The 12993-nt window shown below is 62.1% G+C and carries 11 protein-coding genes; 7 read left to right on the top strand and 4 right to left on the bottom strand.

Annotation, left to right across the window (positions count from 1 at the left end):
* Positions 1-38 precede the first annotated feature (38 nt).
* Entirely contained in the window at positions 39-1667 is a 1629-nt protein-coding gene (locus ACSQ2Z_RS05260; RefSeq protein ID WP_436082987.1) for an AMP-binding protein, read from the top strand.
* Here ACSQ2Z_RS05260 and ACSQ2Z_RS05265 read toward each other — a convergent pair whose 3' ends face one another.
* The 3 genes from ACSQ2Z_RS05265 to secA all read right to left on the bottom strand — a co-directional run bounded on the left by ACSQ2Z_RS05265 (position 1668) and on the right by secA (position 7481).
* A complete protein-coding gene (locus ACSQ2Z_RS05265) occupies positions 1668-2951 on the bottom strand; it encodes a GNAT family N-acetyltransferase (RefSeq protein ID WP_436080228.1) in 1284 nt (427 codons plus the stop codon).
* On the bottom strand, positions 2948-4342 hold the full coding sequence (locus ACSQ2Z_RS05270; protein ID WP_436080229.1) for a lipopolysaccharide biosynthesis protein: 1395 nt from the start codon (positions 4340-4342) through the stop codon (positions 2948-2950). The genes ACSQ2Z_RS05265 and ACSQ2Z_RS05270 overlap by 4 nt, the downstream gene beginning before the upstream one ends.
* A 427-nt stretch (positions 4343-4769) precedes the next feature.
* The gene (secA, locus tag ACSQ2Z_RS05275; RefSeq protein ID WP_436080230.1) at positions 4770-7481 is read right to left on the bottom strand and encodes a preprotein translocase subunit SecA; all 2712 of its coding nucleotides are present in this window, start codon (positions 7479-7481) and stop codon (positions 4770-4772) included.
* A 232-nt stretch (positions 7482-7713) separates the two neighbouring features.
* On the opposite strand from secA, the gene ACSQ2Z_RS05280 reads away from it, so the two are divergent.
* The 6 genes from ACSQ2Z_RS05280 (at position 7714) to ACSQ2Z_RS05305 (ending at position 12039) form a co-directional block, all read left to right on the top strand.
* Positions 7714-8574, top strand: a complete 861-nt coding sequence (locus tag ACSQ2Z_RS05280; RefSeq protein ID WP_436082988.1) for a peptidylprolyl isomerase — start codon at positions 7714-7716, stop codon at positions 8572-8574.
* 202 nt (positions 8575-8776) lie between these two features.
* Complete coding sequence (gene argJ / locus ACSQ2Z_RS05285) at positions 8777-10018, top strand: bifunctional glutamate N-acetyltransferase/amino-acid acetyltransferase ArgJ (protein WP_436080231.1); 1242 nt, start codon at positions 8777-8779, stop codon at positions 10016-10018.
* Between the two features lie 14 nt (positions 10019-10032).
* Positions 10033-10797: a GNAT family N-acetyltransferase gene (locus tag ACSQ2Z_RS05290; RefSeq protein ID WP_436082989.1), complete on the top strand. Its 765-nt coding sequence runs from the start codon at positions 10033-10035 to the stop codon at positions 10795-10797.
* 3 nt (positions 10798-10800) lie between these two features.
* Entirely contained in the window at positions 10801-11214 is a 414-nt protein-coding gene (mutT, locus tag ACSQ2Z_RS05295) for an 8-oxo-dGTP diphosphatase MutT (RefSeq protein WP_436080232.1), read from the top strand.
* A gap of 195 nt (positions 11215-11409) precedes the next feature.
* On the top strand, positions 11410-11727 hold the full coding sequence (locus tag ACSQ2Z_RS05300; protein ID WP_436080233.1) for a hypothetical protein: 318 nt from the start codon (positions 11410-11412) through the stop codon (positions 11725-11727).
* A 138-nt stretch (positions 11728-11865) separates the two neighbouring features.
* Complete coding sequence (locus ACSQ2Z_RS05305; protein ID WP_436080234.1) at positions 11866-12039, top strand: Flp family type IVb pilin; 174 nt, start codon at positions 11866-11868, stop codon at positions 12037-12039.
* A 6-nt stretch (positions 12040-12045) separates the two neighbouring features.
* Here the strand turns inward: ACSQ2Z_RS05305 and ACSQ2Z_RS05310 are convergent, their stop codons facing one another.
* A complete protein-coding gene (locus ACSQ2Z_RS05310; RefSeq protein WP_436080235.1) occupies positions 12046-12933 on the bottom strand; it encodes a methyltransferase domain-containing protein in 888 nt (295 codons plus the stop codon).
* Between the last annotated feature and the right edge of the window lie 60 nt (positions 12934-12993).

Genomic DNA, 12993 nt, shown 5'->3' on the forward strand with positions numbered 1-12993 from the left:
GTTAGGTGCGCCGCAGCGACACCTCTTCCGGCGGGCTCATGCTTCCGATCTGCGATACCTATACGAACCTGCGACGGGACTTCCGCTGGCAGATTCCGGAAAAATTCAATATCGGCACCGCCGTCAGCGATGCCTGGGCAGCGCGCGAGCCGGAGCGGGTCTGCCTCCAGCATTTCAGTCCCGACGGGGCGCATCTGTCGCTGACCTATGGCACCTTTGCCGCGCGGTCATCCTCGTTCGCCCATGGACTTCAGGCTGAGGGTATCTCGCCGGGAGACAGGGTCGCGATCCTTTTGCCGCAGAGCTTCGAAACGGCCATCGCTCATGCCGGCATCTACAAGCTCGGCGCAATCGCTCTGCCGCTGGCGCTGCTGTTCGGGGTCGAGGCGCTCGAATACCGGTTGCGCGATGCAGGTGCCGCGGCGGTCATCACCAATCGTTTCGGCCTGGAAAAAATCGCGGCCGTCCGCGCGCGGTTGCCGGATCTGAAATGCGTCGTGCTGGTCGATGCCGAGGCGCCGGAAACCATCGCCTTTGCCGCGCTGGCAGAAGGCCATGCACCGGGTTTCGCCGCTGCCGACACGACACCGGACGATCCGGCGATGATGATCTACACCTCCGGCACGACCGGGCCGCCGAAGGGCGCGCTGCACGGCCATCGCGTCCTGCTTGGCCATGTCCCCGGCTTCCAGTTCCATCACGCCTTCCTGCCGCAGCCCGGCGACCGGATGTGGACGCCGGCCGACTGGGCCTGGGCGGGCGGTCTCTTGAATGCGCTCCTGCCGTCGCTTCTGCTGGGCGTGCCCGTCGTGTCGTCGCCCGGGCAGAAGTTCGATCCGCACATGGCCTTCCGCATTCTGGAGGAGATGGAGGTGCGCAACGCCTTCATTCCGCCGACAGCCTTGCGGCTGATGAAGGCGGTTGAAAATCCCCGCTCTCTCTACAAGCTCAACCTGCGTACCATCGGCTCGGCCGGGGAGGCGCTCGGGCGTGAAACGTGGGAGCAGGCGAGCGAAGCTTTCGGCGTGCCGGTCAACGAGTTTTACGGTCAGACCGAATGCAACATCGTCCTGTCATCGGCTGCCAATCTCGGCGTGCTGAAACCTGGCTCGATGGGCAAGGCAGCACCGGGCCATGACGTTGCGATCATCGACGCAGAGGGAAGGGAGCTTCCGGCCGGCACCGTCGGTCAGGTTGCGGTGCGCCGGCCCGATCCGGTGATGTTCCTCGGCTATTGGCGCAACCACGCGGCGACGGCTCAAAAGTTCATCGGCGACTGGATGACGACCGGCGATCAGGGCGTTCAGGATGCTGAAGGCTATGTCACCTTCTTCGGGCGTGACGACGACGTGATCACCTCCTCTGGCTACCGGATCGGGCCTGGCGAGATCGAGGACTGTCTCGCCGGCCATCCGGCCGTCCAGCTTGCAGCCGCGATCGGCAAGCCCGACCCGGTGCGCACCGAAATCGTCAAGGCCTACGTGGTGCTGAAGCCGGGGCATGCGGCGAGCGCGGAGCTTGCCGCCGATATCCGCGACTGGGTCAAGACGCGGCTGTCGATGCACGAATATCCGCGCGAGATCGAATTCCTCGATAGCCTGCCGCTGACAACCTCTGGCAAGGTCATCCGTCGCATCCTGCGCGACCGGGCGATTGCGGAGGCGTGACTATTTCGAGCGCCGAGGTGAAAGCGATCTGATCTTGTCGCGCAGCAGCCGCGCCATGTTGCGGGTGTTGCGGTAGAGGTGGAGCTGGGCTGCGACCTGGCGCACATCGCGGTCGCGGTTTTGCGCAAGGCCGACCACCAGAGTGCCCATATCCTCCCGTTCCTCCCAGAAGCGGCTCATCACCGGATGGTCAGGCGTGGCGCAGCTGTCGGAGCGCATGATGTTGGCGTCGTCGAGATGCCATTCTGTCAGTTCGGCCATCAGCAGCTTGCCGGGCGAATATTTCGCATAGCGTTCGTCATAGGCCGTCTTCCAGGTATAGGCGTCGCCGGCCATCATGAAGACGATCATCGATGCGATCGCATGTCCGTCGAGGTCGAGCGTATGGATGCGCACGCTGTCGGCTTCGGCGAGGTTCGTGATCGCTTCGCGGGCAAAGGCGGCGCGATAGCGGTCGACCACCATGGCGGTGCCCTCGCGGCCCTTCCAGCCGCTCGCTTCCAGCGCCAGGAACTCCTCCATGCGCAGGCGGATATCGGCTGGCTGGCGGGCGACGGTGTAGGAAACGCTGCCGAGCGCTTCCAGGTGATTCCACTGGCGGCGCAATTCGCGGAAATGCGCTGGGCTGATCGCCTGGCGCAGATAGGTCTGGCCGTCCTGCAGGCTTTCCAGCATGGGCCGGGTAAACGTGTCGGTGACGGTCAGCGGCAGGTTGCGGCCGATGGCGACGGCGCGGGCGAGCTGGGCGAACTTGCCCTTCAGGCGGATGTCGGGAAGCACCAGCACGCCGGGCAGTCCGGCCGAAGGGCTGGCGAAGGCCTCGTAGAGGTTGTCGATGGTTTCGGCGGCCTCCTCGACGTCGAGCAGCGGCACGCCGAGCGGACCGAACGGGTTGGACCAGGCACGAATGATCGGCGCGCCGATCGAAAAACCGGGCTTCTCGATCGAGAATGGCATCAGGAAGCGGATGCGGCTGCGGCGCTCGTCATTGTCGCGGATCAGCGCCAGGCGGATGATCCGGTCCTCCAGGCGCGGCATGGCTGGCGCGAGGAAGCGGCCGGTAAAGAAGACGTTGGGTTCCATCGCCCGGTTGGAGAGAAAATCGAGTTCCGCCTGAAGCTCGTAGCCCTGACGCGCCGGATAAAGGCAGAGCTGCCGGCCGGGGCGGCCGATCTCGATGGTGTTTTCCGCGACCGGGCGATCGGGTGCCGGCGGAACCATGCCGCCAAGAATGCGCGCTGACCGGCTGTTGGCATCGTCCGGAATGTGCTGGTTGCCAGTCATGGTCGGGTGGCCTCTGCTTTGATGGGTCTGGTGTGCGGGTCGGCGAAGGCGAAGAGAACTATGCCGAAGGTGCGGCGAACCGCGACATGGAGAAGGATCGCCTCGACGACCATGGCGCCCGTCGTGGCGAAAGCCGCACCTGTCAGGCCGAACATCGGGATCAATGTGACGTTGAGCAGCAAATTGGCAACGAGGGCGCCGGCATAGAGGACGACGCACAGCGTCTGCCTGCCGGCCATGGTGAGAAACGCCTCGGCCGGGCCAACCAGCGCCTTGGCCATGATGCCTGCAAACAGGATCGCCATCAGCGGAAAGCCGGAGATGAAGGCGGGACCGAACAGCGACAGCAGAAAGGTGCCGCAAAGAAGGACCATGCCGCCGATGCCGAGCGACGGCCAGAAGGACCATTTGGCGCTTTCAACGGCGATGACAGCCAGCTGCTGGCGATCCGGATTGGCCATGGCCGCCGAAAAGCGGGGGGCCGCGGCCGCTTTCACGGAGAACATGACGAAATGTACCAGCGCCATCGTCTTTGCCGCGGCGAAGTAGATCGCGACGCTTTCGGGATCGAGATAGAGGCCGACGATGACGACGTCGGAATTGGTCAGCATGAAGCCGAACCCCTCGATCAGGAAGATCGGCACGGCGACGCGGATCCAGGTCCCGAATTCGATCCGGCGCGGCCCTTCGAGGTAGCGCCTGCGCAGCCGCCAGGTCAGGATGAAGAACTGGGTGACGCTGGTGAGATAGGTCGCGATCATGGCGGCGATCATCGCCGTCTGCGCGGTGTGCGCCTCGCCGATCGCCACGGCAAGCAGCATCAGCCCGAGGATGAGCAGGGGCCGGACGATATAGGTTGGGCTCAGCGCCGAGACCGCCCAGCTATGGGCGCGAGACGTCCCGTCCATGACATCGCCGAGCGCGATCATCGGCAGCGTGAAAATGCCGAGATAGAGCGGCATCAGATAGTAGTCGTTGATGCGTTCGCCAAACAGCCAGAGCCCGCCAATGCCGACGACTGCGAGCCCTGTCGCCGAGGCCAGCGCGAAGGTGCGCACTGTCGTCGTCAGTCCGCGGATTTCCGGCAGCGCTTCGCGGGCGTGGTACTGCGGCAGGAAGCGGATGATCGCCGTGTGGAAACCGAGGCAGGAGAGATTGCCGAACAGCACCACCAGCACCCAGACGAAGACGAAGATGCCGTATTCGAACTCGCCGATGAGGCGGGCGAGGATGATCTGCGAGACGAAGGCAATGGCTGCGCTGACGACGCGGATGGCAAAGGCGACGAGCGCCATGCGCTGGGCAAGGTGCTTGGGATCGCTACTCACGAGGACAGGCCCGAGCTTGTTAAGCAGCGGCGACAGCCGGTCGCGCAATGCGGGCGGCAACATTCGTCCAGCCGTTTGACACGCTGCCATGAACAAGGAAGTACCCGAAACTACGCAAAACAGGATGCCAGTCTTGCCAGAACAGCGTTAACAAAGGGTGGAGAACAACACCGCGGCGGCGCTGCTGACAACGGCAATCGATATGCTATTGTCGGTTGCATTCGGCGGCTAAAGCAGCGTGCGTGAACCCAGCTCGCGTCACCGGGAAGATGGGCTTACCGGCTGAGGCAACAGCCTTGCTGTCGAAACTGGAGGTGATCTATGTGGCCAAAGCCATTTAGCATCACGCTTATCATAAGGAAAACCCGGACAGGCTGGTCAATGGCTGTCCGGGTCAACTTCAGGTAAGAACTCAGGCAGGCGGGACCGCAATCCCGTCTGCCACTCCAGAAATAAGCCTTGCGGCTTATAAAATCAAGCTCAGCGTCGGTTACGCCTCGAAAGCACCGTGGCAGTGCTTGTACTTTTTGCCGGAACCGCAGGGGCAGGGCTCGTTGCGGGAGACCTTGCCCCAGCTTGAGGGATCCTCCGGGTTACGGTCTGCCGGTGCGATGTAGGCGAGGCTGACGCTGTCGGCAAAATCATCCTCGCCGGTCAGCGGGTCGATATGGTGACCGACCATCTGCGGCGGTGCCGGTTGCGGCGCCTCTGCCGCTTCACGCACCAGTTCGACGCGCATCAGTTGTGCGATGACGGCCTGGCGAAGATTTGTCAAAAGTGCCTGGAACAGCTCGAAAGCTTCCGACTTGTATTCCTGCAACGGGTCGCGCTGGGCGTAGCCGCGGAAGCCGATGACCGAGCGCAGATGGTCGAGGTTGACGATGTGCTCGCGCCAGAGGTGATCAAGCGTCTGCAGGACCACGGAGCGTTCGACATACAGCATGATGTCAGGGCCGAAACGCTCGGCGCGATCAGCGGCGGCCTTGTCGGCCTCGGCGGTGATCCGCTCGCGGATGTCGTTCTCGTCGATGCCTTCCTCGGCCGCCCATTCGACGATCGGCAGGTCGAGGTTGAGCGAGTTCTGCACGTCGGCTTTCAGGCCGGCAACATCCCACTGTTCGGCATAGGCCTTTTGCGGAATGCGCTTGGCGACGAGGTCCTCGATGACCTCGTGGCGCATGTCGGCGACAGTTTCGGAGATGTCCGTCGCATCCATCATCTCGAGCCGTTGCTCGAAGATCACCTTGCGCTGGTCGTTCAAAACGTCGTCGTATTTCAGGAGGTTTTTGCGCGTGTCGAAGTTGCGGGCTTCAACCTTTTTCTGGGCACGTTCGAGAGCCTTGTTGATCCAGGGATGAACGATTGCCTCGCCCTCTTTGAGGCCAAGCTTTTGCAACATGCCATCCATCCGGTCCGAGCCGAAGATGCGCATCAGGTCGTCCTGCAGCGACAGGAAGAACTTCGAGCGGCCCGGGTCGCCCTGGCGGCCGGAGCGGCCGCGCAGCTGGTTGTCGATGCGGCGGCTTTCATGGCGTTCGGTTGCAAGAACATAGAGGCCGCCGGCCGCCAGCGCGATGTCCTTCAGACGCTGGACCTCGGCCTTGATCGCGTCTTCCTTGGCGTCGCGCTCCGGGCCGTGATCCAGGTCGCCGAGTTCGGCTGCGATGCGCATTTCCAGGTTGCCGCCGAGCTGGATGTCGGTGCCGCGGCCGGCCATGTTGGTGGCGATCGTCACCGCGCCGGGAACCCCGGCCTGCGAAACGATATAGGCTTCCTGCTCGTGGTAGCGGGCGTTCAGAACCTGGAAATTGGTGAAGCCCTCCTTCGTCAGCATTGCTGCCAGAAGTTCGGATTTTTCGATGGAGGTCGTGCCGACCAGAACCGGCTGCTTGCGCTCGCGCGAATCCTTGATCTCGGCGATGATCGCCTTGTATTTCTCTTCCGCCGTCCGGTAGACCTCGTCGTCCTCGTCGAGACGTTTGATCGGCAGGTTGGTCGGCACTTCCACGACTTCAAGACCGTAGATGTTGCCGAATTCCTCGGCTTCGGTCGATGCCGTACCGGTCATGCCGCCGAGCTTCTTGTACATGCGGAAGTAGTTCTGGAAGGTGACCGAGGCCAGCGTCTGATTTTCCGGCTGGATCGTCACTTTTTCCTTGGCTTCGAGCGCCTGGTGCTGGCCCTCCGAATAACGGCGGCCCGGCATCATGCGGCCGGTGAATTCGTCGATGATGACGATTTCGTCGTTGCGGACGATGTAGTCCTTATCCTTCTGGAAGAGCTTGTGGGCCTTCAGTGCATTGTTGACGTGATGGACGATCGCGACGTTCTCAACGTCGTAAAGCGTCTCGCCCTTCAGGAGGTTCGCTTCACGCAACATGTTTTCGAGTTTTTCCGTGCCATCCTCGGAGAAGTTGGCGGAGCGCTGCTTTTCGTCGATCTCGTAGTCTTCCGGCGACAGCAGCGGAATGAACTTGTCGATGGTGTTGTAGAGATCGGAGCGGTCGTCGAGCGGACCGGAAATGATCAGCGGCGTGCGGGCCTCGTCGACGAGGATCGAGTCCACTTCGTCGACGATGGCAAAGAAGTGACCGCGCTGGACCATCTGGCTGCGCTCGTACTTCATGTTGTCGCGCAGATAGTCGAAGCCGAGTTCGTTGTTGGTCGCGTAGGTGACGTCGCAAGCATAGGCCGCCCGGCGCTGGTCGTCGGTCAGGCCGTGGACGATGACGCCCGTGCTCATGCCGAGGAACGAGTAGACGCGGCCCATCGACGCGCTATCGCGGGTGGCGAGATAGTCGTTGACGGTAACGACGTGCACGCCCTTGCCGGCGAGCGCATTGAGGTACACCGGCAGCGTCGCCACCAGCGTCTTGCCTTCGCCGGTCTTCATTTCGGCGATCGACTTTTCGTGCAGGATCATGCCGCCGATCAGCTGCACATCGAAGGGACGCAGGCCCAGAACCCTAAGGGCGGCTTCGCGCACGACCGCAAATGCCGGAACCAAAAGGTCGTCAAGCGTCATGCCATCGGCCAGCCGCTTGCGGAATTCCACCGTCTTTGCGGCCAGTGCCTCGTCGGAAAGCGCCTTGGTTTCGGCTTCCAGTGCATTGATGGCATCAACCCGGGCGTTGTAGCTGCGCACACGCCGGTCATTCGATGACCCGAAAATTTTGCGGGCGAGGCCGCCGAGACTGACCATAAGAATGGTCCTTTCCTGTATGTCGCCAACGCGGGGGAATTTCCGCGAAATACTATGAAACGCCCGGAACTGTTCTGGACGCGAGGTTGCGTGACAGATAAGAGGGGGGTCGAATTATGTCAACGGGAGTTGAGGCGCGCCAAGCCTACAGAACGGCTACATTTGATGATGTGGAGCGTTTTCTGGCCGGCCGCGACCACGGTTCCGGATACCACAGGTGGAAGGTACGACGATGTTGAAATACAAGATGCTTGCGGCGGTTGCTCTGATCGCTGTCATGGCTGCCCAGACTCCGGCTAGCGCGCAAGATGCCGCCGATCCGGTCATCGCTAAGGTCGGCGACGCGGACATCCACAAGTCGGAGCTGGACCTCGCCATTACCGGTCTCGATCCGCAGCTCGCCCAATTGCCGGACGATCAGAAGCGTGCCGCAGCCCTTTCGGGTCTGATCGATGTCAAGTTGCTTGCCAAGGATGCCGCCAAGGAAGGTCTCCAGGATGAAGCCGCCTTCAAGCAGCGCATTGCCTACCTGACCGACCGCGAACTGCATAATGCCTTCTTCAAGAAGCATGTCGTCGATGCCGTCAAGCCGGAAGAGGTCAAGGCCCGCTACGAAGCGGAAATCGCCAAGATCACGCCGCAGGAAGAGGTCAAGGCCCGCCATATCCTGGTGAAGACCGAGGATGAAGCCAAGGCGATCATCAAGGACCTCGACGGCGGCAAGGATTTTGCGACGCTTGCCAAGGAAAAGTCGACGGACCCGAACAAGGCCGACGGCGGCGATCTCGGTTATTTTACCAAGGATCGCATGGTTCCCGAATTCTCCGAAGCCGCCTTCAAGCTCGAAAAGGGCAAGTATACGCAAGTGCCGGTGAAAACCCAGTTCGGCTTCCATGTCATCCTGCTCGAAGACAAGCGCAAGCAGGCTCCGCCGCCGCTGGAGCAGGTCGAGCCGCAGGTCAAGCAGCTTGTCATGCGTGACAAGTACATCGACCTCCTGACGACCGCCAAAAAGGAAACCGGTGTCGATATCACCGATCCGGCGCTCAAGAAGGCCTATGACGACGCCAACAAGGCCGAGACAGCGAAGTAATCAGGCCTAGGCGCCCCTCATCCGCCCTCCTTTTTTGAAAAGAAGGGCGGCCACCTTCTCCCGCAGGCGGGGAGAAGGGACAAGCGGCATCCGGCATCATCTCCTCCCCCGCCAAGCGGGGAGAGGGTTAGGGTGGGGCCCTTGATTTGGTAATCAACTTCTTCTTCCCGGCTTGCCGGGCTTTTTTCGTAAAAGGCTGACCATGTCCGGTTCCGTTTCTCCACTTGCCCCGAAATCCTTCGCCGACATGCCGCCGGTGCGTGGTGTCCGCATGGCGACCGCCGCTGCCGGCATCAAGTACAAGAACCGCACCGATGTGCTGCTAATGGTCTTCGATGAGCCGGCCGCGGTCGCAGGCGTCTTCACCAAATCGCGCTGCCCGTCTGCTCCGGTCGATTTCTGCCGCCAGAACCTGCCGGGCGGTATTGCCCGCGCTGTCGTCGTCAATTCCGGTAATGCCAATGCCTTCACCGGCAAGAAGGGCAAGGCTGCGACCGAACTGACCGCGCAATCCGCCGCGGAAGCGGTCGGTTGCTCCACCGGCGAAGTCTTCCTCGCCTCGACCGGCGTTATCGGCGAGCCGCTGGATGCGACGAAATTTGCGGGCGTTCTCAGCGACATGACGGTTCAGGCGACCAGCGATTTCTGGTTTGAAGCCGCCAAGGCGATCATGACGACGGACACCTATCCGAAGGTTTCCACCCGCAGCGCCGAAATCGGCGGCGTCATGGTCACCATCAACGGCATCGCCAAGGGTGCCGGCATGATCGCGCCCGACATGGCGACCATGCTCTCCTTCGTCGTCACCGATGCCGACATCGAGCCGGAAGCCTTGCAGCTGCTGCTGTCCGAAGGCACCGGCCCGACCTTCAACTCGGTCACAGTCGACAGCGATACCTCGACGTCCGACACGCTGATGCTGTTTGCGACCGGTGCTGCCGCCAAAGATGGCCAGAAGAAGATTTCGGATGCCGCCGATCCGGCCCTTGAAGGTTTCCGGGCCGCATTGAACGACCTGCTGCGCGATCTGGCCCTGCAGGTGGTGCGCGACGGCGAAGGTGCCCGCAAGATGGTTGCCGTCACCGTCGATGGTGCCGAAAGTGACCAGGCGGCCAAGCGCATCGCTCTGTCGATCGCCAATTCTCCGCTCGTCAAGACCGCCGTCGCTGGCGAGGACGCCAATTGGGGCCGCGTCGTCATGGCTGTCGGAAAGTCCGGCGAAACGGCCGATCGCGACCGGCTGGCGATCTGGTTCGGCGATATCCGCGTCGCCGTCGAGGGTGAGCGCGACCCGTCCTATTCGGAAGCCGCGGCAACGGCCGTGATGAAAGAGGAAGACATCGCCATCCGCGTCGAGATCGGTCTCGGCGCCGGAAAGGCGACCGTTTACACCTGCGATCTCACCAAGGAATATGTCGAGATCAACGGTGACTACCGGAGCTGAAGCAAGTGCAGGACATGATTTCGAAAGCCTATCTGCCGAATGTTCGCCGCCTGGAAGCCGTGGGATTTCGCGCCTGGCCGGCCGCGTCGGTGCAGTATGACGGCAGCTGGCTGATCCGTCTGACGGCAGGGCATGATTCCAGGCGGTTGAACTCCGTCAATCCGCTTGACCCCTCCGACTATCGCGATCTTGAAATCCGGCTCGAAAAGGCAACCAGGCGCTTTGCCGAATTCGGCCGGCCGCTGACGGTGCGGCAGACGCCGCTGACAGCGCCGCAGCTGATTGCACATATGGACGCGAATGGCTGGCCGGTGTTTTCCGAAAGCATCGTGATGATGGCCGACATCCCGCCGAACGACACCACGGAAGCGATCGAGCACCTGCCGCTGCGCGACGTCGGCCGCTTCGTCGATGCCCGCCTGCAAATCTGTGGCGAGAACGGCCAGGACAAGGCAGGCCTGAGCGATGTTATAAACGCCATCAAGCCGGAATGCGGCCTGTTTTTGTTTGAAGCGCCGGAACGTGGTCCGATCGCGGTTTCGCTGGCGGTTCACGACAACGATCTCGCCGGAATTCTTCAGGTCGCCGTCGCGCCGGACGTCCGGCGGCAAGGCGTTGGCGCATCGATCGTCAATGCCTCTTTGCGCTGGGCCCGCCTGCGCGGCGCCCGAACGGCCTGGCTCGCGGTCGAAAGCAGCAACGAGGCTGCGATTGCCCTTTATCGCAATTTCGGCTTCAGGGACGTCTACCGTTACGCTTATCGGCGTGCAGGAGCTTAAACGATGGATACGGCAAGCAGGAAGATTTTGCTGGTTGCGGCCTGCGCCCTGGTCGATAGCGATGGCCGCATCCTGCTTGCCCAGCGTCCGGAGGGCAAATCGCTCGCCGGTCTCTGGGAATTTCCGGGGGGCAAGGTGGAGGCCGGCGAAACGCCGGAGGAGACCCTCATCCGCGAACTGGACGAGGAACTGGGCATCCGCACCAAGGTCGCTTGCCTCGCACCGCTGACCTTCGCCAGCCATACCTATGACAGCTTCCACCTGCTGATGCCGCTTTACGTCTGCCGGCGCTACGAGGGCGTTGCCCACGGCCGGGAGGGGCAGGCGGTGAAATGGGTTCGCCCGAAGGCCCTGCGCGACTATCCGATGCCTCCGGCGGATGAGCCACTTATCCCCTATTTAATGGATTTGCTCTGATCAATTCCCCGAAAATTCGATTTCGTTAATCGAACATTTATCACCCTCACGCAAAATCAGCTTCAGTTAAGTGCCGGTGTCTACGGCTACGGGATGATTTCCGCGACTGGCACCGGTTGGTAGCGGCGCGGACATGGTTTGAAGCGGTGAGAGTGAACCGTTTTCAGGTCAGCGCAGGCATTCGAGAGGCGGACGATGGTTGACGACGATTTCTGGAGAACTGTTCAGGACAAGGACTTGGCGATGAGCCAGAGCCGCCGGACCGGTGTGCTCAATCTGTCGCTGCTGTTTGGAACGGCCGTTATCGCGTTGACCCTCATCCTGACGCCGATGCTGGCGTCGAAGACGGATAAGAAGGTGCTCGCGGATGCGCCGATCGACTACGACAATATCTCTACGGGTTCCATTCCAAGCAGCCCGAACAAACGCTATACGGTGCGCCGGAGCGTGTTGCAGGAAATGCCGGGCGCCGTCTGCATCGTTGATGGGGACGGAAGCAAAAGCGGCTGCTGATCGTCTCTGTGGGCCGGGCGTTTCCCGGTTCACGTTCGCTGCCAGCCTGGGTCGATAGCGGCCCGATCGTAACGTGCGCATGCCTGTCCTTTCGGATGACCTCATCCGCGGGATGTGCGCCAAGCAGGCTGGGAGCACATGAAGACATTCACTCGTTTCCTTTTCGACAAATCCGGTGCCACGGTCGTCGAATACGGCCTGTTGGCGAGCCTCATCTCGGTTGCGATGATTGTCGGTCTCGGCGGCTTTTCGGATTCCCTGCTGCTCGTCCTCGACAAGATCAGCACCGCCATCCACGGCGTCCCTTCCTGAGGCGTTTCACTGATCTTTCAGCGGCAGTTCCCGTGTGCTGAGCGCGTCCGACAGCCTTTGTTTCGCCGAGCCGGGCCTGAGCGGCTTTTGCTGGCTTTCATGCGGCGCCCAGCCGGAAATGTAGATGATCGAGAACGTCGCGCGAATGCGGCCGTCCGGGTCGGAAAACCGCTCGGCGTAGATTTCCGCCGCCCTCACGAAAAACTGGCGGGTGAGGGGCCTGCGGCTGCGCGCCGCGAGCGGATTGGTCATGCCCATGGCCCGAAGGTCCTTCAGCAGCGCAAACAAGGAATCATAGCGCACGGTGTAGGTCTCGGTGTCGGCGACCGGCAGGGTGAAGCCGGCCCGTTGCAGCAGCGCGCCGATATCGCGGACATCGGCAAAGGGAATGACGCGGGGGCTGGCGCCACCGGTCATTTCGCTCTCGGCCGCAAGCAGCGCTTCGCGCAGTTCCTGCAAGGTGCCGCTGCCGGGAATGGCGGCGAGGAAGAGGCCGTCCGGCTTCAGGGCCCGGCGGATCTGGATGAAGACGCCGGGCGTGTCGTTGGTCAGGTGCAGCGACAGCGGCGAGACAATGAGATTGGCCGATTCCGGCGCCAGCGGCACTGTTTCGAGCGAAGCGACCGAGACGGTGTCATCGGCCGTTGCGAAGATTTCGTCGGTTTCGACGCGCTCGATGGCCGAGACCTTGCCGGTTTCGGCGAGGAACGCGGCGGTCAGCCCGGTATAGCCATGCAGCTCGACGGCCTTGTCGAAGTGGCGCTCGACGACGCTCAGGCGCTCGGCCAGTTCGCGGCCGGCGATCTCCAGCAGGAATTGCGCCTTCGGGTCACCGTTGCGCAGCGCCCGTTTGCGGCGGGCTTCGATGAGCGTCTGATCGAACACGATATCCACGGTGGCTCTCCAAAATTCTGATCGCCAAAAAATCTGATCGCAATGAAACCCGACCGGCCG

Origin of the sequence: Pararhizobium sp. LjRoot235 (assembly GCF_964254145.1) — a bacterium.
Classification (GTDB): Bacteria; Pseudomonadota; Alphaproteobacteria; order Rhizobiales; family Rhizobiaceae; genus Pararhizobium.